This window comes from Sphingobacterium sp. Ag1, from assembly GCF_000988325.1.
In the GTDB taxonomy this organism is placed as follows: Bacteria; Bacteroidota; Bacteroidia; order Sphingobacteriales; family Sphingobacteriaceae; genus Sphingobacterium.
The window spans coordinates 918,368-939,229 of sequence record NZ_LBGU01000044.1; the positions used below are offsets into that span (position 1 = coordinate 918,368).

General features: G+C 40.6%; 20 protein-coding genes. 16 read left to right on the plus strand and 4 right to left on the minus strand.

The window, feature by feature from the left end:
- Positions 1 to 30: 30 nt before the first annotated feature.
- A complete protein-coding gene (locus AAW12_RS24685) occupies positions 31 to 876 on the minus strand; it encodes an ATP cone domain-containing protein (RefSeq protein ID WP_046676247.1) in 846 nt (281 codons plus the stop codon).
- A 135-nt stretch (positions 877 to 1,011) separates the two neighbouring features.
- Between AAW12_RS24685 and AAW12_RS24690 the strand changes: the two genes are divergently transcribed.
- Entirely contained in the window at positions 1,012 to 1,308 is a 297-nt protein-coding gene (locus tag AAW12_RS24690; RefSeq protein ID WP_046676248.1) for a DUF2892 domain-containing protein, read from the plus strand.
- A gap of 326 nt (positions 1,309 to 1,634) precedes the next feature.
- Here the strand turns inward: AAW12_RS24690 and ychF are convergent, their stop codons facing one another.
- On the minus strand, positions 1,635 to 2,735 hold the full coding sequence (gene ychF, locus AAW12_RS24695; protein WP_046676249.1) for a redox-regulated ATPase YchF: 1,101 nt from the start codon (positions 2,733 to 2,735) through the stop codon (positions 1,635 to 1,637).
- A 68-nt stretch (positions 2,736 to 2,803) separates the two neighbouring features.
- Here ychF and AAW12_RS24700 point away from each other — a divergent pair, with 68 nt between their 5' ends.
- The 7 genes from AAW12_RS24700 (at position 2,804) to trxB (ending at position 9,753) form a co-directional block, all read left to right on the plus strand.
- Positions 2,804 to 3,139: a Rieske (2Fe-2S) protein gene (locus AAW12_RS24700; RefSeq protein ID WP_053003994.1), complete on the plus strand. Its 336-nt coding sequence runs from the start codon at positions 2,804 to 2,806 to the stop codon at positions 3,137 to 3,139.
- 88 nt (positions 3,140 to 3,227) lie between these two features.
- Positions 3,228 to 4,232 carry an NAD(P)H-dependent glycerol-3-phosphate dehydrogenase gene (locus AAW12_RS24705; protein WP_046676250.1) on the plus strand — a complete coding sequence of 335 codons (1,005 nt, stop codon included), beginning with the start codon at positions 3,228 to 3,230 and terminating at the stop codon, positions 4,230 to 4,232.
- A 19-nt stretch (positions 4,233 to 4,251) separates the two neighbouring features.
- Complete coding sequence (hemF, locus tag AAW12_RS24710; RefSeq protein WP_046676251.1) at positions 4,252 to 5,148, plus strand: oxygen-dependent coproporphyrinogen oxidase; 897 nt, start codon at positions 4,252 to 4,254, stop codon at positions 5,146 to 5,148.
- A gap of 20 nt (positions 5,149 to 5,168) precedes the next feature.
- Positions 5,169 to 6,428, plus strand: a complete 1,260-nt coding sequence (locus AAW12_RS24715) for a M16 family metallopeptidase (protein ID WP_046676252.1) — start codon at positions 5,169 to 5,171, stop codon at positions 6,426 to 6,428.
- Entirely contained in the window at positions 6,418 to 7,740 is a 1,323-nt protein-coding gene (locus AAW12_RS24720; protein WP_046676253.1) for a M16 family metallopeptidase, read from the plus strand. The genes AAW12_RS24715 and AAW12_RS24720 overlap by 11 nt, the downstream gene beginning before the upstream one ends.
- Positions 7,741 to 7,811: 71 nt before the next feature.
- Positions 7,812 to 8,768, plus strand: a complete 957-nt coding sequence (locus tag AAW12_RS24725) for a 3'-5' exonuclease (RefSeq protein ID WP_046676254.1) — start codon at positions 7,812 to 7,814, stop codon at positions 8,766 to 8,768.
- A gap of 28 nt (positions 8,769 to 8,796) precedes the next feature.
- Positions 8,797 to 9,753, plus strand: coding sequence for a thioredoxin-disulfide reductase (gene trxB, locus AAW12_RS24730; RefSeq protein ID WP_046676255.1), 957 nt, complete (start codon positions 8,797 to 8,799; stop codon positions 9,751 to 9,753).
- Between the two features lie 45 nt (positions 9,754 to 9,798).
- Here trxB and rnhA read toward each other — a convergent pair whose 3' ends face one another.
- Positions 9,799 to 10,293, minus strand: a complete 495-nt coding sequence (gene rnhA, locus AAW12_RS24735) for a ribonuclease HI (protein ID WP_046676473.1) — start codon at positions 10,291 to 10,293, stop codon at positions 9,799 to 9,801.
- A gap of 415 nt (positions 10,294 to 10,708) precedes the next feature.
- Here rnhA and AAW12_RS24740 point away from each other — a divergent pair, with 415 nt between their 5' ends.
- The 4 genes from AAW12_RS24740 (at position 10,709) to AAW12_RS24755 (ending at position 15,079) form a co-directional block, all read left to right on the plus strand.
- Entirely contained in the window at positions 10,709 to 12,547 is a 1,839-nt protein-coding gene (locus AAW12_RS24740; RefSeq protein ID WP_046676256.1) for an alpha-L-fucosidase, read from the plus strand.
- 174 nt (positions 12,548 to 12,721) lie between these two features.
- Positions 12,722 to 13,177 carry a hypothetical protein gene (locus AAW12_RS24745; RefSeq protein WP_046676257.1) on the plus strand — a complete coding sequence of 152 codons (456 nt, stop codon included), beginning with the start codon at positions 12,722 to 12,724 and terminating at the stop codon, positions 13,175 to 13,177.
- Between the two features lie 82 nt (positions 13,178 to 13,259).
- Positions 13,260 to 13,949, plus strand: a complete 690-nt coding sequence (locus AAW12_RS24750) for an SIR2 family NAD-dependent protein deacylase (protein ID WP_046676258.1) — start codon at positions 13,260 to 13,262, stop codon at positions 13,947 to 13,949.
- A 32-nt stretch (positions 13,950 to 13,981) separates the two neighbouring features.
- Positions 13,982 to 15,079 carry a DUF2891 domain-containing protein gene (locus AAW12_RS24755; protein WP_046676259.1) on the plus strand — a complete coding sequence of 366 codons (1,098 nt, stop codon included), beginning with the start codon at positions 13,982 to 13,984 and terminating at the stop codon, positions 15,077 to 15,079.
- On the opposite strand, the gene AAW12_RS24760 is transcribed toward AAW12_RS24755, so the two are convergent.
- Positions 15,068 to 15,433 carry a winged helix-turn-helix transcriptional regulator gene (locus AAW12_RS24760; protein ID WP_046676260.1) on the minus strand — a complete coding sequence of 122 codons (366 nt, stop codon included), beginning with the start codon at positions 15,431 to 15,433 and terminating at the stop codon, positions 15,068 to 15,070. The two genes, AAW12_RS24755 and AAW12_RS24760, sit on opposite strands and share 12 nt — an antisense overlap.
- A 91-nt stretch (positions 15,434 to 15,524) precedes the next feature.
- Here AAW12_RS24760 and AAW12_RS24765 point away from each other — a divergent pair, with 91 nt between their 5' ends.
- From AAW12_RS24765 to AAW12_RS24785, 4 genes are all read left to right on the plus strand, one after another.
- Entirely contained in the window at positions 15,525 to 15,896 is a 372-nt protein-coding gene (locus AAW12_RS24765; protein ID WP_046676261.1) for a DoxX family protein, read from the plus strand.
- Positions 15,897 to 16,815: 919 nt separating this feature from the next.
- The gene (locus AAW12_RS24775; RefSeq protein WP_046676263.1) at positions 16,816 to 17,526 is read left to right on the plus strand and encodes a membrane protein; all 711 of its coding nucleotides are present in this window, start codon (positions 16,816 to 16,818) and stop codon (positions 17,524 to 17,526) included.
- 51 nt (positions 17,527 to 17,577) lie between these two features.
- Positions 17,578 to 19,776, plus strand: coding sequence for a TonB-dependent receptor (locus AAW12_RS24780; RefSeq protein WP_156167769.1), 2,199 nt, complete (start codon positions 17,578 to 17,580; stop codon positions 19,774 to 19,776).
- Between the two features lie 78 nt (positions 19,777 to 19,854).
- Positions 19,855 to 20,301, plus strand: a complete 447-nt coding sequence (locus AAW12_RS24785) for a VOC family protein (protein ID WP_046676265.1) — start codon at positions 19,855 to 19,857, stop codon at positions 20,299 to 20,301.
- Positions 20,302 to 20,862: the final 561 nt, after the last annotated feature.

The window sequence follows — 20,862 nt, forward strand, 5'->3', positions numbered from 1 at the left end:
GCAATACATAACACCTTTTTTAGTATATAATTAATACTCTTCTTCCACCTGATAGTTGATGAGTTCGCGAGCCTCGTTTAAGACCTTTTCTTTCCGTTCTTTTGTTAAGTTTAGGAGATCCAATTTTTCGGGATTACTGACGATATCTTTCACTAAAATAAGCTGATTTTTGAGCAGTTGTTGTTCCTCAAGGTCTGAAAGAGTTGTTAGGCAGGTTACTGGGTAAAAAACTGCTTTATCTACTCTTTTTTTAATGCTATTTTCTTTGGGATAATCCCACGAGAGCAGGTTGATATGATAGTATTTGGCAAAATCAATCGAGTCGGAGGTGAAGTATGCATTGGTGATCAGCCAACCTTCCTGAAATTGCAGCTGTTTTCCAAAAAACTGATAATTGATATTGCTGATATCTTTGAATCTTGAAAGATAATACATGGGCGTCGTTACGGATATTTTCGCGTCAATATCGTTTCGAAATTTGCATTCGGCGGTGATCAGTTTACCGTCCTTATAGGCTACTACGTCCAATTCATGCGAAACGGCATGTCCCTGTACGGTCTGTCCCGTGGTGCTTTCATATCCGATGGATCGCAGAAGGTGGGCAATGTATTTTTCGAAGTAGAAACCTTCGGGGCCAAGTTCACGCAGGGCTTTCTTAAGGCTGTAGCGAGCGGCGTAAGAATTTCGTACTGTTTTTAACGTATCAAAGGCCAGCTGATAGAGTTCTCTTGTTGAAATCCCATCATATATTTCGTTGAGTACCTTATCGTAGACCTGATTGACCTGGTCAGCATTGGCACCGGAACGAGAAAGCGAATGGCGTAGCGATTCACCATTAAAGGGTACCAATTCACCAGAATATTTTTTGATTTGCATGTATTTCTAATTTGTTAAATACGAATATAAGAGATGTCGTCGGAGAAACAACATAAAAAACTATTATTCTATTCCTAAACTTTTTTAGGACACCATTTGTTTATAACATGTACGATAAATAAAATAGAGATAATTATGAGTAACCTACTAAACTTTGCATTTGATAAGATAAAAACAAAGATCGAAGACGATTGTATCGAAGAAAATATTGGCACCTCTGAGCGTGTTCTGTCGGTGATTGCCGGCGGATTCATATTGGGCTTGGGTGTTAAAAAACTGTTTAAGTCCCCACTTACTGGATTGTCTGGACTAACCCTTGGTGGAGCCTTGATCTATCGTGGCGTAACCGGCCATTGTGATGTTAAGAAAGTATTGGAAGATAAGGATATCAAAAAAGTAGAGGTGATTGAGCATCGCTATTTTGTTAAATAGCAAGCCTTGTATCCCTAGCTTAATGTAAAAGTATTTTTAGTAGAGGCTTCTACAGGTCTGCCTGACAACAATGCAGTATTTACTTCGCCCTGTGAGTGAGGTTCGACCACGGTGAGAGCACGGTGACTGTACAATAAAAAAGTGGACTCAACGTGGACTCATGGTGGACTCACTGTGCTTACAAGGCGAATTTGATAATAGCCCGTCCGCTAGGTGGGGCATAGTTTTGACAATAAAAAAGGAGATGATAAAGCATAAAAAAGAGGCGAATACTTCAAAAGTGTTCGCCTCTTTTTTATGCTTACCTGTTTGAACAGGCGGGATGGTTATACGTTAAAACGGAAGTGCATGATATCGCCATCTTGGACAATATATGTTTTTCCTTCCACTGATAATTTTCCAGCTTCTTTTACTGCATTTTCGGAGCCAAACGTGACGAAATCGTCATACTTAATTACTTCAGCGCGGATAAATCCTTTTTCGAAATCTGTGTGAATTACACCTGCAGCCTGAGGTGCTGTAAATCCATTCTCAATCGTCCAAGCGCGAACTTCTTGTACACCAGCGGTAAAATAAGTCGCCAAATTTAAAAGCGAATATGCAGCGCGGATCAGCTTGTGTACGCCAGATTCTTCAAGGCCAAGGTCATCCAAAAACATTTTGCGCTCATCGTAGCTTTCCAGTTGGGCAATTTCAGATTCGATCTGTGCTGAGATAATCAATACCTCGGCTTTTTCATCCTTTACAGCTTCCTTAACACGTTCTACGTAAGCGTTACCTGTATTAACAGAACCTTCGTCTACATTACATACATAAAGTACTGGTTTGGCTGTTAACAAGGCTAAATCCTGGATGAACTCAAAATCTTCCGCTTCAATCGCTGCTGTACGTGCAGATTTTCCAGCTTCAAGATGATCTTTGACGATTGATAGGATGTCAAACGTTCTTTTTGCATCTTTATCGCCGCCTGTTTTAGCCATTTTTTCTACCTTCTGGATACGTTTTACAACAGTGTCCAAATCTTTAAGCTGCAATTCGGTGTCAATGATTTCTTTATCTCTGATTGGGTCTACCGAACCATCGACGTGGATCACGTTCCCATCGTCAAAACATCTTAAAACGTGAATAATAGCATTTGTTGTACGAATATTTCCTAAGAATTGATTGCCTAAGCCTTCACCTTTTGAAGCTCCTTTCACAAGACCGGCGATGTCGACAATCTCGATGGTGTTTGGAACAATTCGTTGCGGGTTGACTAATTCAGCTAATTTATTGAGACGGGCATCCGGTACGGTAATTACCCCAACATTTGGTTCAATTGTACAAAATGGAAAGTTAGCCGCTTGCGCTTTCGCGTTCGACAAACAGTTAAATAATGTTGATTTACCGACGTTTGGTAAACCTACGATACCGCATTGTAAAGCCATATATAGTGCAAATTTTTGAAATTGCACAAAGATAGAAAATTCACTGTAATTTTTAGCTATCTTGTCGAATGGTTCATTGGTACAAAATTGAACATGCCGATTTTCTTAAAAATCAGGGCATCAGCGAACATAAATTCGGTAGAAAAATTATTTGTATTACCTGGTACGAAGACCAACTCTATGCTTTCTCGCCTAAATGTCCACATGCTGGGGCACCATTGAAAAATGGCTGGTGTGAACGTGGAAAAGTAATCTGTCCTTTTCATCGCCATGAATTCGATCTGGTGTCGGGAAGAGGTAATCCGGAACAGCATGATTTTATTCGCGTTTACCCTATAAAATTCGAAAACAACGATTATTATGTTGGCTTGGAATTAGGATTCTGGGAGCGTTTATTTGCTTAAAAAGTAACGAAAGTATCATATCTCACTGCGTGAATCGTATATCTCGTTAGTAAATAAGTATATTTGCTGTCGAAAACAAATTAAAGACATGCAGGGGAAAAAGATTGGTATAATTGGTAGCGGAAGTTGGGCTACTGCTATGATCAAGATGCTATGTGAAAATGACCAAGACAAGCATATTTTTTGGTGGGTAAGAAAGGAAGAGGATGCAGGATATATTCAAAAATTCAAACATAACCCGACTTACCTGAGCAGTGTTTCGGTTGATCTTAGTATTACGACGATTGATACCGATGCTAAAAACGTAATTACTAATTCAGATATTGTCATTTTAAATACGCCTGCGGCCTATTTGAAGGATGCACTGGCCAATGTGACGAAGGAAGATTTTAGAAATAAAATTGTTGTTTCCGCCATCAAGGGGATTATTCCCAAAGATAATTTGATTATCGGTGAGTTTTTGGAGCAACGGTATGAGGTCGATATTGAACAGATCTGTGTGGTTGGTGGTCCCTGCCATGCGGAGGAAGTTGCCTTAGGCAAATTGTCTTATTTAACTTTCGGCTGTAAGAACCTGGATAGTGCAGCATTGGTTGCTTCCTTTCTGTCGTCAAGGGTTATCAAGACGATTCTGTCGGAAGATGTACTCGGAATAGAATTTGGTGCAGTATTGAAAAACATCTATGCGTTAGCTGGAGGTATCTGTCACGGCTTAGGTTACGGTGATAATTTTCAGGCTGTGCTGGTCTCCAATGCAATTCGCGAAATGCGCCGGTTTGTAGGTAAAGTAGATGGTGATACGTCAAGGGATGTGAATACTTCGGCTTATTTAGGGGATCTTTTGGTAACAGCCTATTCCCAATTTAGCCGAAATAGAACCTTTGGTAATATGATCGGAAAGGGCTATAGTGTACAATCTGCGCAATTGGAAATGAATATGGTGGCTGAAGGGTATTACGCATCGGCATGTATTCAAGAGTATGCGAAAAAATATGCAGTGGAATTGCCTATATGCGATGCCGTGCATCAAATTTTGTATGAACACCTCCCTGCATCTAAAATTATTCAAGCATTGAGCGAAAAATTAACATAATAAAGTAGCAATAGAGTAGATGATAACAAAAGAAGCGATTGCTTTAGCTTATAAAGAAATTCAGGACGAAATATGTCAGGCGCTGGAGAAATTAGACGGATCGGCACGCTTTGAAGAAGAATTGTGGGAGCGTGAAGGCGGTGGTGGCGGTCGCACCAGGATCATTCAAAATGGTCAGATTTTTGAAAAAGGAGGCGTTAACTTTTCGTCTGTGTATGGCAAATTACCTGAAGCGATCAAAAAGTCATTTGCGGTGGAAGAAGATGATTTTTTTGCGACAGGAGTTTCCATTGTAATCCATCCAAACAATCCCTTCGTACCTATTATACACATGAATATCCGCTATTTTGAACTGAACGATCAGATTCGTTGGTTTGGCGGCGGTATTGATTTAACGCCGCATTATATCGATGAAGAGGATGCCCGTTATTTTCATCAGCAGCTGAAAGATGTCTGTGATAGACATGATTCATCCTATTATGAAAAATTTAAAAATTGGGCGGATGATTATTTTTATATCAGACATCGCCAGGAAACACGCGGCATAGGAGGTGTATTTTACGATAAGTTGAATACTGAAAAAACAGGGGTGAGCATGGAAGATATTTTTGCTTTTTCCTGTGACCTTGGACGCACGTTTGCACCAACATACATTGCTTTGGTGGAGAAAAATCGACATAAAAACTTTACTGATCAACAAAAAAATTGGCAATTGATCCGTCGCGGACGCTATGTCGAATTTAACCTCGTATGGGACTCGGGGACTAAATTTGGACTTGAAACGAATGGTCGGATTGAGTCGATATTGATGAGTCTACCAGCCCAAGCCAATTGGGCATATGATTATCGTCCTGAAGAAGGCTCCGAAGAAGCCAAAACCTTATCTTTATTGCGAAAAGGTATTAACTGGATTTAAAAACATCGAAGAAAAAATAGATGGTTTCTTATCGAAAATTTACGTTGGAAAACGGCCTACGTGTATTGGTACACGAGGATCATAATACAGCCATGGCCTGCGTCAATATCTTGTACGATGTGGGGGCAAGGGATGAATCTCCGGAACAGACCGGATTTGCGCACTTATTTGAGCACCTGATGTTTGGTGGAAGTATCAATATTCCTAATTTCGATACCGAATTACAAAAAGTGGGTGGCGAGAATAATGCATTCACCAGCAACGATATTACAAATTATTACATCACTTTACCCTCTTCAAATCTAGAAACGGCATTGTGGTTGGAGTCGGACCGGATGTTAAGTTTGGCTTTTTCCGAACAAAGCCTCGAAGTGCAGCGGAATGTCGTGAGTGAAGAATTCAAGCAGCGTTATTTGAATCAGCCTTATGGTGACGCTTGGCTAAAATTACGTCCATTGGCCTATCAGGTACATCCATATCGTTGGGCAACCATCGGAAAAGAACTGAGCCATATTGAAGAGGCTACAATGGAAGATGTTAAAGCATTTTTCAAATTACATTATAATCCGCAGAGTGCAATTATGGTTGTTTCTGGAGATGTTCATTTTGAGGAAGTAAAAGCTTTGACTGAAAAATGGTTTGGCGATATCGAGGCGGGCGAGAAATACAATCGCCAATTGCCTAAAGAACCCGCGCAAGATAAGATTAGGCGTGAAACGACTTGGGCAGAGGTGCCTTTGGATGCGCTTTATATGGCATTTCATGGCCCTGCTCGATTGGAAGAGGGGTATTTTGCAATGGATCTTCTGTCGGACATTTTATCGAGGGGCTCTTCTTCACGTTTGTATCGTCGATTGGTAAAAGAGGGGCAGTTATTTAGTGAAATAAATGCTTATGTGATGGGAAGTATCGACAATAACCTCTTTGTTATTGAAGGAAAACCGTCGGAAGGCATCTCGCTAGAGGAAGCTGAACGCGCGGTGTGGGCAGAATTGGAGGTCATAAAATCCGAGTTGGTACCTGCAGCTGAATTGGAAAAAGTGAAGAATAAGATCGAATCGACAAATGTTTTTGCAGAACTATCTATTTTGGATAAAGCCATGAATTTGGCTTTCCATGAGTTGCTGGGTGATGCAGACGGCATCAACACAGAGGTCTCAAAATATTTGTCGGTGAGTGCTGAGGAAGTTCAACAGCAAGCTCAGCTCATTTTTAGACCGGAGAATGCTTCTATATTAATGTATAAATCAAAACAAGAGGAGGCTGTACATGTTGGATAGGACAAAAGCACCCAAGTTCCGTGAAATTGGAAATATAAGTTTGAAAGAACCGATCAAGAAGCAGTTTGCAAACGGATTGCCTGTCTATGTATTCCAGTCGCCCGAGCAGGAGCTGGTACGGATAGAATGGATCTTTGAGAATACCTATCTTGACGGATCGGCTGAAAATCCGTTGTTAAATAGTACCCTAAGTGCATTGCTTAAGGAGGGGACAAAGACCATGTCGAGTGCAGAGATTGCAGATAAAGTGGATTTCTACGGAGCATTTCTTGTTCCTGAATATTCTTTTGACGTAACGTCTCTGTCGCTTTACACATTGAATAGACATAGTCAAGTACTCTTGCCGCTGGTAAAAGATATTCTAACGGAAGCATCGATTCCACAACAGGAATTGGATACCTATTTGCGCAATAACAAACAAAAGTTTCAAGTCTCTATTCAGAAAAATGATTATCTGGCGAGACGCAAATTTTACAATTTGATCTTTGGTGAGAATAATCGTTATGGGCGTACACCAAAACTAGCAGATTACGATGCAATTACTCGTGCGCAGCTGATCGAATTGTACCGTAGGGAAATTGTTCCTGCCAATTGTACATTAATTGTTTCGGGTAATGTTTCTGAAGAGCTTTTGCAGGAGTTGGAGCAAATCTTCGGTGTCGAGTGGCAAGGAGCAGCTGCTGTCTCTCCTTCGGAAATCCCTGTTTTGGTGCAAGGTTCAAATAACCTGGCTTATGAGGAAAAAGATAATGCCTTGCAGTCTGCCATTCGGTTGGGCTGTCAGACGATTGGAAGGGAACATCCCGATTATCCGGCATTACAATTTGTCAACACATTATTAGGTGGTTTTTTCGGTTCCCGTCTAATGCGCAATATCCGAGAAGAAAAAGGGTATACCTATAGCATTGGTTCGGCTGTTGCTACCTTGAAACATACTGGTTTTATGACCATTGTAACTGAAGTTGGGGTAGATGTAACACAGGCCACGTTGACTGAAATAGAAAAGGAGATCAATTTGTTGAAAACTACATTGGCCTCCGAGGATGAGGTCAATCTTGTGAAGACCTATATGGAAGGTTCTATGTTGGGTTCGTTGGAAAGTATCTTTTCGCATGCCGACAAGTTCAAAAGTGTTTTGTTAAATGGGATGACATTGAACTATTATTCCTATTATATGGAACAGATCAGAAATATGTCGCCCGAGAAGGTGCAGTATCTTGCCAATAAATACTTGGACTACGATGCCATGGTGAAGGTTGTTGTTGGGAAAATCAGTCAAGTAGAACCAGTTCATCAAGCGGTTGTAAATTAAATTTCTTAGACTACAAAAATCGAATACTACTTTGTATTTTTGGTTTTTGATAAAAAAGTGTATTATCCAGCATGGAATTAAAATTAAAAAGACCATTGGTGTTTTTCGATTTGGAAACTACAGGTGTTAATGTGGCGACCGATCGTATTGTGGAAGTATCATTTCTGAAAGTGATGCCCAGTGGTGAAGAAACAGTCTATACAAAGAAGATCAATCCAGAAGTGCCTATTCCTGCGGAATCCTCTTTTTTTCACGGCATTTATGATGAAGATGTGAAGGATGCTCCTAATTTTAGAGCAATCGCAGTGGAACTTGCGGCGTTTATTGCCGATGGAGATCTCGCGGGATATAATTCCAATAAATTCGATGTTCCAATGCTTATGGAAGAGTTTTTACGGGCAGGTGTTGATTTTTCATTGGAGGGTAGAGCATTTGTTGATGTTCAAAATATCTTCCATCAGATGGAACAACGTACGCTGAAAGCTGCATACAAGTTTTATTGCAATGAAAATCTTGAAAATGCGCATACAGCGGAAGCGGATGTTCGTGCCACATATGAGGTCTTGAAAGCACAGCTGACAAAATATGAAGGCGCAGCATTCGAAGATAAACATGGGACAGTGTCCTATCCTGTCGTAAACGATGTTGAGGCGCTACATACGTTTACCAACCTAAGTAAGCCTGTAGATTTTGCCGGACGTCTCGTCTATAATGCCGAGGGATTGGAAACGATCAATTTTGGTAAACATAAAGGAAGACCTGTTATAGAAGTATTTGAGCAAGAGCCCAGTTACTACGCATGGATGCAGAATGGTGATTTTCCATTGTATACCAAGAAGGTCTTGGAGAATATCTGGAATCGGTATAAAAAGGAAAAGAGTGAGCAAAAAGCAAAAGCAGCTGCAGCCACCCATTCTGTAGAAGATAAAAAACTTGCGAAAAAGGAATTCAATCAACAAAAAGAAGAAGCGCCGCAGAACATTTCTTTGGATATGCTGAAAGGATTGCAAGATAAATTTAAAAAATAACGTTAATTAATAGCTTAGAAAAAGGATTATGGAATTCAAACAAGAAGTGGAACATGTACAGTGTTTGATTATTGGTTCGGGACCAGCAGGTTATACTGCCGCGATTTATGCAGCCCGTGCGGATATGAAACCAGTCGTTTATACCGGTATTGTGCCAGGGGGACAGTTGACTCAAACAACTGAGGTGGACAATTTCCCTGGTTATCCAAAAGGTATCACTGGACCAGTGATGATGGAAGATTTGCGCGAGCAAGCTGAACGCTTCGGAACTTCAGTGCGTTTTGGATATGTGACTAAAGTGGATTTTACAGGTGAGGTACACCGTGTTGAGATCGATGGAACAGTACAAGTTACCGCAGATACAGTGATTATTGCGACAGGAGCCACAGCAAAATGGTTAGGCTTGGAATCTGAACAAAAATACAATGGTTTTGGTGTTTCAGCATGTGCTGTATGTGATGGGTTCTTCTTTAAAAACCAAGAGGTTGCTATTGTAGGTGCTGGGGATACAGCGGCAGAAGAAGCAACATATCTTGCAAAATTATGCTCAAAAGTACATATGTTGGTTCGCCGTGACGAGTTTCGTGCTTCTAAAGCAATGGTACATCGTGTTATGAATACACCAAATATCGAAGTTCACTACAATTCTGAGGCAAAAGAGGTCCTAGGAGATGGTCAGGTAGTGACCGGAATCCGCGTTGTTAACAATAAAGACCAGTCTGAAAAAGATCTCGAAGTAACAGGTTTCTTCGTTGCTATTGGGCATAAGCCTAATACGGAGCTTTTCACAGGTGTATTGGATATGGATGAAACAGGTTATTTAATTACAAAACCAGATAGTACTGCAACAAATATCCCGGGTGTTTTTGCTTGTGGTGATGTTCAGGATAACATCTTCCGTCAGGCAATCACTGCTGCAGGTACAGGTTGTATGGCAGCTTTGGAAGCTGAAAGATACTTAGCAGCTAAAGAAAGCGGCGAATAATCGCATGGAAATAATAAAAACGGGGCATTGTACAATGCCCCGTTTTTATTTGCCTTCTTCCATTTCAAAAACACTGTCGATTTTCCAATTTGCCTTATCTTTGGATGCCGCGACAGCCAAACGATCACAGCGCTCATTTAAGGGATGCCCAGCATGGCCTTTTACCCATACAAGGCGTACGGTATGGAGCTTATAGACGCTCATTAACCGCAACCAAAGATCTTTATTCTTTTTTCCCGCAAAACCTTTTTGTATCCAACCATATACCCATTTCTTATCAATGGCGTCAATGACGTATTTGGAGTCAGAATACACGGTAACATGTTGCTGTAGATTTTTCAGTGCCTCGAGGCCGACGATCACAGCCATCAATTCCATCCTGTTGTTAGTCGTTTTGCGGTAACCGCCCGAAAACTCTTTTTCGATCAGTTTACCTTTAAAGGCTTCATTATCGCCTGTATAAATAGTTCTTAAGATGGTTCCGTAACCTCCAGGGCCCGGATTTCCACTTGAAGCCCCATCTGTATATAATTCGATCATACCGGCCAAATATACATGAAGTTTTTGTAAGCACATACAAACGGATAAAAATGATCCAGACTAGTGCATATTTTGATGCTCGAGGTAGAAGAATTTGTACCGTTGCACCTTCAATAAATTGAACGATATGGCACACCGCTATAGGCATCAAATTTAATAGGTACCCACAACTGATTTAACAGGGATTTAAAAGGGACTTCACACAGCTTTATCCGAATGAGGTCCCTATAAAGTCCCTATGAGGTCCGTTTAAGTAATACGACTATTCCCTGCGTGTTTTTAGTTTGAGCGAGAGAAAATACAATGTTAGATTTCAATTGCTCTCCAACGTAATTTATCCCTTACATAGTTGGATTGTGCTGATTTATGTGTATTTTGCCGGCTTAAACTCGTTATGTAATCGATAAAATAGCTTATGAAGTTTCGAAAGATTTCTCTTTTTGTTCTTTTGGCGTCCGCGTGCTTAAACGTTTCAGCGCAGAACAATGTATCACCGCAAAAAATGGATTGGTTTGAAGATGCCAAACTGGGTATTTTTATTCACTGGGGGATTTATTCTGTCGATGGAATATCAGAATCTTGGTCATTCTTCAATAATTACATCAATCATGACAATTATATCAAGCAACTGAATGGTTTTACAGCAAAGGATTATAGACCGAAGGAATGGGCCAAATTGATCAAAGAAGCTGGTGCGAAATACACGGTGATTACAACCAAACACCATGACGGGATCTCGATGTGGAATACGAAGGCTGATAAAGCGATCACGACATTACAAGACGCAGCTGCCAAACAGGATGTAATCACACCATTTGTGAAAGCCATACAAGAAGAAGGCTTGCATACTGGACTGTATTATTCTTTGCCCGATTGGAGCCATCCTTATTACGATGTTTTTACGCGCAATCGAAAGCGTTATGAATTGAAAAGTGAGCCTTCTCGTTGGGATAATTATGTAAAATATTACCAGAGGCAATTGACTGAGCTATCCGAACAGTATAAGCCGGAATTACTTTGGTTTGACGGGGATTGGGAGCATAGTGCCGAGGAGTGGAAAGCTAAAGAGACCTTGAATCTTTTGCGGAAATATAATCCGAATATTATTATAAACTCGCGATTGAATCATCATGGAGATTACGATACACCTGAGCAAGGGATTCCAGTAACCCGTCCTGATGCTAAATTTTGGGAACTCTGTTATACCATGAATGATTCTTGGGGTTATCAACCCTTTGATAAAAAGTACAAATCTCCCAATATGATCATTCGAACGTTGGTAGATTGTATTTCCATGGGCGGAAACTTATTGTTGGATATCGGTCCAAAGGCAGATGGAACAATCCCTGAGGAACAATTAAATATTTTGAAACAGCTGGGGCGATGGACACATAAGCATGCGGCTGCGATCTACGGTACAAGAGCCGGTATTCCATTTGTGAACTACGGCGGGAAATCTGCTTTATCAAAGGACGGAAAGACACTTTATCTGTACGTGTATGAACAGAAACCCGAATTGCAGCTCAGAGGTTTGGTTAATCATACGGCCATTAAAGGAGTCTCAGTTGTCGGCGACGCATCTGCGAAAGTGAATGTTAAGTCGGAAAATGGAACCGTTCAAGTCGATTTAACGAAAGTAAACTTTGATCAGGACGTCACTGTGATTGCACTTAACTTTGCGGAGGCGCTTCGTTGGACTGCACCGCAAGATACTGAAGTTACGTTGAAATCTGTACTGGATAATAAGTTGACAGGTCGTGCTTTAGGTCAGATCGCTTCAACACTGCATGCCGGAAAAAATATCTTTGATAATTCCGGATTGACTGTGGATGGCTTAGAGACCAAATTGCCTAGTAGTAATGCGACTAATCCAACGGTATTAAAGTGGATTAAGGATCATGCCGAAGCACTTTATGAGACTGGAAAAGGCTTACCTGAAGGACATTATGAAGGACTAAGCGCGCTCTCTAAAGATCGCCAGACATTGTATCTGTTTGTCGAGGGAAAACCTACGGGTCCAATTGCATTAAAAGGTGTTAAAAATGGAGTCGCTAGGATCCGCGTGGTCGGTGAGGGCTCCATGATAAATCATGAGATTTTCAATAAGCTTTATTGGAGTAGCATCCCGGGTATTATCTACATTCAGGCACCAGCAGAGCGCTTGGATAAAAATATGACAGTTATTGCTGTTTTGTTGGATGCGCCAATACAACTATATCGCGAGAAAGTGGGGGCTATCGAAAATAACCTTTAAGAGGTCGGATAGCAATTAGCGTTGAAAAAAAGCCTGGGATAACAAAATATCCTGGGCTTTTTTGCGAGATATAAACTATGCTGATTTATTAATTCTGATCCATTTTCTTTCGGTATTCGGTGCATTTTCTCCTGAATTGTGGCGCAAAAGCATTTTTTATTATAACTTAGGCCTATGAATCCAATCAAAGCTGTTTTGATCCCAATTTTTGCTCTTCTTTGTGTTTGTTGTTCTTCCGGTGACGGAAGTAAATCCGAGCGATTGCGGGCAGATTCGTTAGTGAATGAAGTGGTCAATGGAAGGTTAGCTCTAGCAACATTAGCAGAGTTAAATGAATTTATGTATTTCAATGATAAATACTTTCATGAACCGGCAGATTTAAAGGTCATTCCGAAATTTGATAAGGTACAGATTCAAGTTGTTACTTATCGGATTTATCAGCATGTCAGACTGAAAAATAATCGCTACGTGTTCAACGTACAGAAAGCCAGTGAACTACATATACCAAATAGCGCTTTTGTGTATTACCAACGTTCTTTTGATGATATGAACCGCAAGGCTGCCTTGAGTAGAGACTCGATCCGACTCGAGCTGCCGGATAATTATGCATCTTTGTTGATTAACGAATGAGCTAGATCAGGTCTACAGACATGATGAAGGTCATATCAAAAGTCAATCTTAACTATACAATGGTGTAACAAATACATTTAAGATGGAAAAGAAAAATATCGTTGTATTGACGGGGGCCGGTATTTCGGCTGAAAGCGGTATACCTACCTTTAGGGATGCCAATGGATTGTGGGAAGGACATGACGTCATGGAAGTTGCTTCCATTGAAGGTTGGCATAAAAATCCAGCCTTGGTGCAGGAGTTTTATAATCTAAGACGGAAAGCCGCTTTGGTCGCACAGGCAAATGCGGCTCATTATGCGCTGGTAAAATTGGAATCAGCATACCGGGTGAGTATTGTGACGCAGAATGTTGATCTACTGCATGAACAGGCAGGATCCTCCCATATCGTTCATTTGCACGGACGCTTGGACCAGTCGAAGTCATCTGTCGATGACCGTTTGGTATATCCCATTGTTGGTGATGAGATCAAGATGGGCGATCTTTGTGAGAAGGGTAGTCAGCTGAGGCCAAATATAGTCTGGTTTGGAGAGGCTGTGCCGGCCATTGAGGAAGCGATAAGCCTGGTTTCGAAGGCCGATATTTTGATTATTGTGGGAACCTCCCTACAGGTTTATCCCGCTGCGGGACTTAAAGAATTTGCGCCTAGTCACTGTAAATCGTTTTTAATTGACAAAAAGATTCCTCATGACAACGCTTTACGTAATATACAGTGTTTTGAAGAATCGGCGACCATAGCTGTTCCTGAACTGGTAGAACAATTACTTAATTAAATGTTATATAGTCGTTTATAAAATAAGGTTTTATGAAGAAAATAATAGGGCTTCTTTACATGTCAGTTGCTTTTGTTGCATGTCAAAATAATTCAGCGATCAAAGTAAATACGAGTTCAAATGACCAGCCTTTAACCTTGGATAGCGTTCAGGCCAAGCATCTGCTCAGTTTGCCACTGCATTGCATCGAAGTGGAATATCCCAATAAGTTGGGACAGGTACTCGGTAGTGATGGTGATCTAAAAGCACCGCGTACATTGCATCCAATTTTTTACGGTTGTTTTGACTGGCATTCTTCTGTACATGGGTATTGGTCAATTGTGCATATTTTGAAGGAATTTCCGAATCTGGACAGTTCGGGTGAAATTCGGCGCCAATTGAACCGAAATATCACAGCCGAAAATGTGGCTGTTGAATTAGATTTCTTTCAAGATAAGAACAATAAGAACTTTGAGCGTACGTATGGCTGGGCCTGGTTGTTGCAACTGCAGAAGGAATTATTAACTTGGGAAGATGCCGATGCAAAACGCTGGGCATCGAATCTTGAACCGTTGGTGAAACATGTGGTGAAATCGTATCAGGAATATTTGCCCAAATTGGTCTATCCGATCAGGACAGGCTATCATGATAATTCGGCCTTCGGCCTTTCGCTGTCCCTGGACTATGCAAGAAGCACGGGAAATGTGACGTTTGAAAAATCATTAATGACGAATGCTTCTCGTTTATACAGTCAGGATAAGAGCTGCAACATTTCTTTTGAGCCAAGTGGAAGCGACTTTCTTTCTCCTTGTCTTGAAGAAGCCCTCTGTATGAGTTTGGTGTTGCAACAGGAGGATTACCGTAAATGGTTAAAGGATTTTATGCCAGATCTGTTTAATCCCGAGTTCAATTTAGAACCGGGTATCGTGAAAGATCGAACAGACGGACATTTGGTCCATCTGGATGGACTTAATTTTAGTCGCGCAAACTGTTTAAACGGTATCGCCAAAGCGCTGCCTGAGTTAAGTTACTTGCATAGGTTGGCAAATAAACATTTAAAGTATTCTTTGCCCAATATCACAACCAAGGACGACTACATGGGGTCGCATTGGTTAGGTACATTTGCACTCTATGCACTATCAAAGCATTGATTCGGGGAGATTATCTTCTCCCCATTTATCCATGAGGGTTAATATTTCCTCGAGCGACCGTCCGAGCGCTGTTAATTCGTATTCAACCTTTGGTGGAACTTGCTGATATACAAGTCTATTAATCAGCTTGTCATGCTCCAGCTCCTTTAGTTTAGCAATCAGCATACGTTCAGATATTCCCACGAGTCTTTTCCGCAACTCACTATAGCGGAGTTTACCTTCATTTAGCAAATAGGAAAGGATATTGATTTTCCATCTACCGCCTATGGCGGCTAAGGTAAATGCAATACCACAACGGTCTTTCCAGTATAGCTCATTAATGTGATTGGTTGAATTCTCTTTTCGTGGGTTCATACAAACTTTTTTGTTGGTATCATACAATCTAGTATGTACTGTTATTCCTGCAAATTAATAAAGAAATTTGTAGGAAAACAAAAAGTATAACATGGAAACGATTAAATCAGTCGCTCATTGGTTGAGCTATGCGTACTACCTTTATGTATTTGGATATGCATCATTATTCAAAGTTTTTCAAAAGAGCGCCATGATGCAAAGCATGCAGTCCCTGGGTTTTAATAAGACTTGGACGATCATTATCGGAATAGGGGAACTAATGGGGGTAGTATTGCTCTTAATAGGTTTGTATAACCCACAATTTAAGAATGCTGCAGTACTGCTGTTGTTTCCATTTGCGGTTGCGGCGTTTACGGCACATATGGCGCATCAAGAGTATCATCATTTCTACAACTCCTTGCTGATGTGTGTACTTAGTATTGTGCTGTTGGCCACAGACAAAACCTTTAAAATTATACTTTAAATCCTGCGTCAGCTTTAGCGTGATCATTAGAAAATTAGGATTATTTTATGGCTTAATTTTCTAATGATCCTATGTTTATCCGGAAGCAAGTGGCGCTGGAGATGCAAGAGGGAAAATAATGTGATAGACTGCAATTATAAGCGGTATGGCAAGCCGGTCGATAGCCGAAAATATAGGAACGACTTGATCGCTTGTAAATCGTGATTTGTGCTAATTTAACTCTGTTGGTTTATGCTGGGATATTTTGTTTTTCTACCGTTTTATTGCGTTTTATTTGTATAAGTAAAGTTTTTGCATTGTTTTTTTTAGATATACATTTTTTAGTAGGTTAGAAAAAGGCTATAAAATTCAAGATTTGTGCTACTCTACACGATCAAACTTATAATACATTTGATCTATCAATCCCATAGGGATGTTACATGCTATGTATAGGTATTTAAGACAACTTTTAATGGTTTTGCCCATTGTTTTTTTCTGTATGTTTTTTACAGGTAAAATAAACAAGGATGTCTTTTCACATACGGCCTATAAAAACACGTCAAAAACGGCAATAACTTCTTCACAATCCCATTTCGATTTTTATGTCGGATCGATCGAAGAATGCTCGTTCGAATGGCGTTATGATCAACATTTAGCATATGCCGTTCGGCTCTGTACCTTGGGACTGATTCTACCAATTTTCTTGCTATTTGCGGATAAGAAGTCATGGCATAGTTTTTATGAACTCCAAAATAAATATCTATCGAACAGGCTGCCAGACAGGTGTATCCTATACCATTCCTTTAAAATTTTCGGTTAAATCCCTTTTCCTTTTCGTGAATATCATCGGTTGGGTCGACAGACGGCTATAAAACCGATTTAATAAATCATTGCTTGAAGAAAGCGGCTTAATCAGCTGCTTTGCTATTAAATCATTTATATGAACACAACACTTTACGCATTAGCTATTACAGCTATTACGATCAGTTTTTTTCATACTGCATCGGGGCCAGACCATTATCTGCCATTTATTGTATTGTCCAAATCGAAAAAATGGTCGTTGGGGAAAACCATATTATGGACCATTATATGTGGGCTTGGGCATGTTTTCAGTTCGGTCATACTAGGGATTATTGGCGTTTATCTTGGATGGCAGCTCAATAAGATTAGCTGGTTACAAGACGTGCGTGGCAATGTTTCGAGTTGGGCACTATTTATTTTTGGACTTGGATATTTGATTTACGGGATCTGGAAAATGTCAAAGAAGCATTCTCATAAGCATTTTGATGTGATGGGTGATGAGGTGTATGTGCATGAACACACGCATGGGAAAAGCACATCAGGGCATCATCACCATCATCAAAAAACGAAGGTAACGCCTTTGGTATTATTTGCAATTTTCGTCATGGGACCATCGGAACCATTGATTCCACTTTTATTTTTTTCAGGTGCTCACCGCTCAATGCCAGAGGTGATTACACTGATCAGCACTTTTACCATCACAACAGTGGCAACCATGGTCGGGATGGTCTTGTTGGGAATTTATGGTTATAATTTGCTCAACACCGAAAAACTTGATCGCTATGTACACGCTATTAGTGGTGCTGTCCTGTCAATTTGCGGTGCGGGGATGTTATTTCTGGGATGGTAATTTTTTAAATAGGATATGAACAAACATCAAATCACCTTTTTTATAAGCCTAATGGCTACTACACACAGTTATGCCCAGCAACATGTAATTCAGGGAACTGTGAAAGATAAGGATAGTAAACAGAGATTAGAAGAAGTCAATATACGTTACCAACGTGGAATAAAACATAGCCATACAGCATCGAATGGTACTTTTTCCGTACAGCCGGGAACATTTCCGGATACTCTATTGTTGAGCCGGATTGGCTATCTCGATCAGGTATACATCCTAAAAGAAGCGAGGTCTCCGATTGAAATCGAGATGCAAAAAAATGAAGTGCAGTTGAGTCAAATTCAGGTGGATGCATTCGTTAGCAGTAAAACATTGAGCAAAGTTGATTTAAGTAAGATTCCGGTTAATTCGGCGCAAGATCTGTTACGAAAAGTTCCTGGGCTCTTTATAGCACAGCATGCCGGTGGTGGAAAGGCTGAGCAAATATTTTTGCGTGGATTTGATAATGATCACGGTACAGATATTGCCATTACTGCAGATGGCATTCCCGTTAATATGGTCTCTCATGCGCACGGTCAAGGATACGCAGATCTCCATTTTATTATTCCTGAAACGGTAAAAGACATTGATTTTGGCAAGGGTGCTTATTATGCAGACAAAGGCGATTTGAACACATCGGGTTATGTTAATTTTACGACCTTGGATCATTTGGATCATAATCTTTTTAAGGTTGAAGGCGGTTCTTTTGATTCCTGGCGCACGGTGGCTATGCTTAATCTGCTGAATAACCATGAGCAGAATAAATATGCCTATGCCGCAGGAGAGTTCAATTATTCGAATGGTCCTTTTGACATCAAGCAAAATTTTAGCCGTGTCAATCTATTTGCGAAATATAATCAGTGGATCGATGAGAAACATTATATCAATCTCCAGGGGTCCATATTCAGTTCGGGTTGGAATGCATCGGGTCAGATTCCAGAGCGGGCTGTTCGTCAGGGACTGATTAGCCGTTGGGGGTCGATTGATTCTACAGAAGGCGGGAATACATCCCGCATGAATTTGGCGATGCAATACCGTGCGCTGATCAGTGATCAGGAAAGCTGGGAAAGCAATGTTTACTTCTCGCGCTATAACTTTCAGTTATTTTCGGATTTTACTTTCTTTCTGAAAGACCCCATTCATGGCGATGAAATAGAGCAGGTTGATAATCGATACTTGTACGGTATCGAAAACAAATACAATCGCCAATTTCATTTTGATCATAGTCAGCTTTCTTGGACATCGGGGTTTGGGCTCCGAGTGGATGATATCAAAGATCTTCAACTGAACCATGTCTATCAGCGCGACGAATTATTGGATCGGCTTTCGCATATTTCGGGTGTAGAAATGAATCTTCATGCCTATAGCAATCTGGATTGGCGTATTGGAAAATGGACGATTAATCCTGCATTACGTGTCGATCACTTGATTTTCAACTTGCATGATAAGCTGAAAAGTGATCCTGCAGGGCAAGAGGCTTCTGCAACAAGAATCAGCCCAAAGCTGAACTTTGGATATACGTTCAATCATAGCGCCCAAATCTATTTGAAAACGGGTATGGGATTTCATTCCAACGATATCAGGGTGGTGATGGAACAACAGGGAAAAGATATTATGCCCATTTCCTTTGGTGCAGATCTTGGCTTGATCTGGAAGCCAACTGATAACCTCTTTATTCAGCCTGCTTTATGGGGGGTATACCTGCAGCAAGAATTTGTGTACGTCGGGGATGAAGCTGTTGTAGAGCCTTCAGGCAAAACGAAACGTCTGGGGGCTGATTTGAGTCTACGCTATCAAGCTACTCCATGGTTGTATTTTGATGGCGACATCAACTATGCTTACGCGCGGGCAATTGACCAACCAAAAGGCGGAAACTATATCCCGCTGGTACCTTCTTTAACAAGTACAGGGGGAGTATCTGTGAAGCTACCGCTCGGCATTTCGGCCAACTTGCGCTATCGTTATATGAATACAAAACCAGCGATAGAAGATAATTCGGTACGTGCTAAAGGTTATTTGGTCAACGATCTCCTGCTGAACTATGAAGTGGGAAAATGGAATTTTTTGTTGCAGGTCCAAAACGTATTTGACACCAAATGGAATGAAGCACAGTTTGAGACCGAGACTCGATTAAGAAATGAACAACAGCCCGTTTCTGAATTGCATTTCACCCCTGGAACACCTTTTATGGTAAAAGCTGGCCTGTCCTATAAATTCTAAAGACTGGGTAAAGTGGTCGCCTTAAAATTTTCCTTTGTATCTTTAATAGGAATTATAAGTCCTTATAAATAATGTATTATGGAAAAGAGTAAGTTACTTCGAATGGATAATATGGGTATCGTGGTGGAGTCGTTGGACAACGCGATTTCGTTTTTTTCAGAACTTGGTTTACATTTGGAGGGAAGGGGACAGATTAAAGGGGAATGGGCAGGTCGAATAACAGGTCTCGGTGCTCAGCATGTGGAGATCGCCATGATGGTGACACCAGATGGGCATAGCCGATTGGAGCTTTCAAGATTTATTGATCCAGCGATAATTGCAGATCATAGAAACGCTCCGGTCAATGCCTTGGGTTATTTGCGGGCAATGTTTACCGTTGAAGATATAGATGATGTACTGCGGCGGCTAACTGACAATCATGGAGCTGTGCTGGTCGGGGAGGTTGTACAATATGAAAATGCGTATCGTCTCTGTTATCTAAGGGGAGTAGAGGGATTATTGATTGGTTTAGCACAACCGCTATAAGGTAATTGATAGATCTGGTAAAAGACACCTATAGGAATAGGTACAAGGCAAGTGATAGGAATTGAATCTTTGTACGAAAAAAGAAAATTTGAGAAATTTCTATGTTTTACGAAATAAATAGGAAACTAAGACGTTATTGATACAAATACTTTTCATAAAATAGGTTAATATATGGCTAAGACCCTAGAGTTCCCCGCTCTAGGGCTTTTTTGTAATTATACGTCCGGGAATAACGAAATTTTGTACAATCTGTTTGGATCGCGTTCTTTCCTGATCAATAAAGCGAAATTTAGCTGCTTAATGAAAGCCATGAGGAGGGCCTAAGAATCTATTTTTTAGATGCTGTTTTCAGCGATGAACTCGTCGTTATCACTAGTTTTGCAATTTTGCCCAAACTGGAAATAAATTAGGCAATTTTTGAACATGTGGTCATTAGTATAATCACACATAAGACGAGCAGTATAATAACAGATGTGGTGTAAGGCGTTCTTCTCATAATACTTTTTTTTACTTAGTAGTTTACAAAAGCCGTGCCTTTATTTTTAGAACTTGCAGTAAGTC

Coding starts and splice junctions, on each gene's coding strand:
- rnhA (WP_046676473.1), bottom strand. CDS start 10,293: ATGATCGAATTATATACAGATGGGGCTTCAAGTGGAAATCCGGGCCCT.
- AAW12_RS24745 (WP_046676257.1), top strand. CDS start 12,722: ATGAATCCAATCAAAGCTGTTTTGATCCCAATTTTTGCTCTTCTTTGT.
- hemF (WP_046676251.1), top strand. CDS start 4,252: ATGATAACAAAAGAAGCGATTGCTTTAGCTTATAAAGAAATTCAGGAC.
- AAW12_RS24725 (WP_046676254.1), top strand. CDS start 7,812: ATGGAATTAAAATTAAAAAGACCATTGGTGTTTTTCGATTTGGAAACT.
- AAW12_RS24690 (WP_046676248.1), top strand. CDS start 1,012: ATGAGTAACCTACTAAACTTTGCATTTGATAAGATAAAAACAAAGATC.
- AAW12_RS24780 (WP_156167769.1), top strand. CDS start 17,578: ATGGCTACTACACACAGTTATGCCCAGCAACATGTAATTCAGGGAACT.
- AAW12_RS24765 (WP_046676261.1), top strand. CDS start 15,525: ATGGAAACGATTAAATCAGTCGCTCATTGGTTGAGCTATGCGTACTAC.
- trxB (WP_046676255.1), top strand. CDS start 8,797: ATGGAATTCAAACAAGAAGTGGAACATGTACAGTGTTTGATTATTGGT.
- AAW12_RS24705 (WP_046676250.1), top strand. CDS start 3,228: ATGCAGGGGAAAAAGATTGGTATAATTGGTAGCGGAAGTTGGGCTACT.
- AAW12_RS24760 (WP_046676260.1), bottom strand. CDS start 15,433: ATGAACCCACGAAAAGAGAATTCAACCAATCACATTAATGAGCTATAC.
- AAW12_RS24685 (WP_046676247.1), bottom strand. CDS start 876: ATGCAAATCAAAAAATATTCTGGTGAATTGGTACCCTTTAATGGTGAA.
- AAW12_RS24785 (WP_046676265.1), top strand. CDS start 19,855: ATGGAAAAGAGTAAGTTACTTCGAATGGATAATATGGGTATCGTGGTG.
- AAW12_RS24700 (WP_053003994.1), top strand. CDS start 2,804: ATGGTTCATTGGTACAAAATTGAACATGCCGATTTTCTTAAAAATCAG.
- AAW12_RS24740 (WP_046676256.1), top strand. CDS start 10,709: ATGAAGTTTCGAAAGATTTCTCTTTTTGTTCTTTTGGCGTCCGCGTGC.
- AAW12_RS24720 (WP_046676253.1), top strand. CDS start 6,418: ATGTTGGATAGGACAAAAGCACCCAAGTTCCGTGAAATTGGAAATATA.
- AAW12_RS24755 (WP_046676259.1), top strand. CDS start 13,982: ATGAAGAAAATAATAGGGCTTCTTTACATGTCAGTTGCTTTTGTTGCA.
- AAW12_RS24750 (WP_046676258.1), top strand. CDS start 13,260: ATGGAAAAGAAAAATATCGTTGTATTGACGGGGGCCGGTATTTCGGCT.
- ychF (WP_046676249.1), bottom strand. CDS start 2,735: ATGGCTTTACAATGCGGTATCGTAGGTTTACCAAACGTCGGTAAATCA.
- AAW12_RS24715 (WP_046676252.1), top strand. CDS start 5,169: ATGGTTTCTTATCGAAAATTTACGTTGGAAAACGGCCTACGTGTATTG.
- AAW12_RS24775 (WP_046676263.1), top strand. CDS start 16,816: ATGAACACAACACTTTACGCATTAGCTATTACAGCTATTACGATCAGT.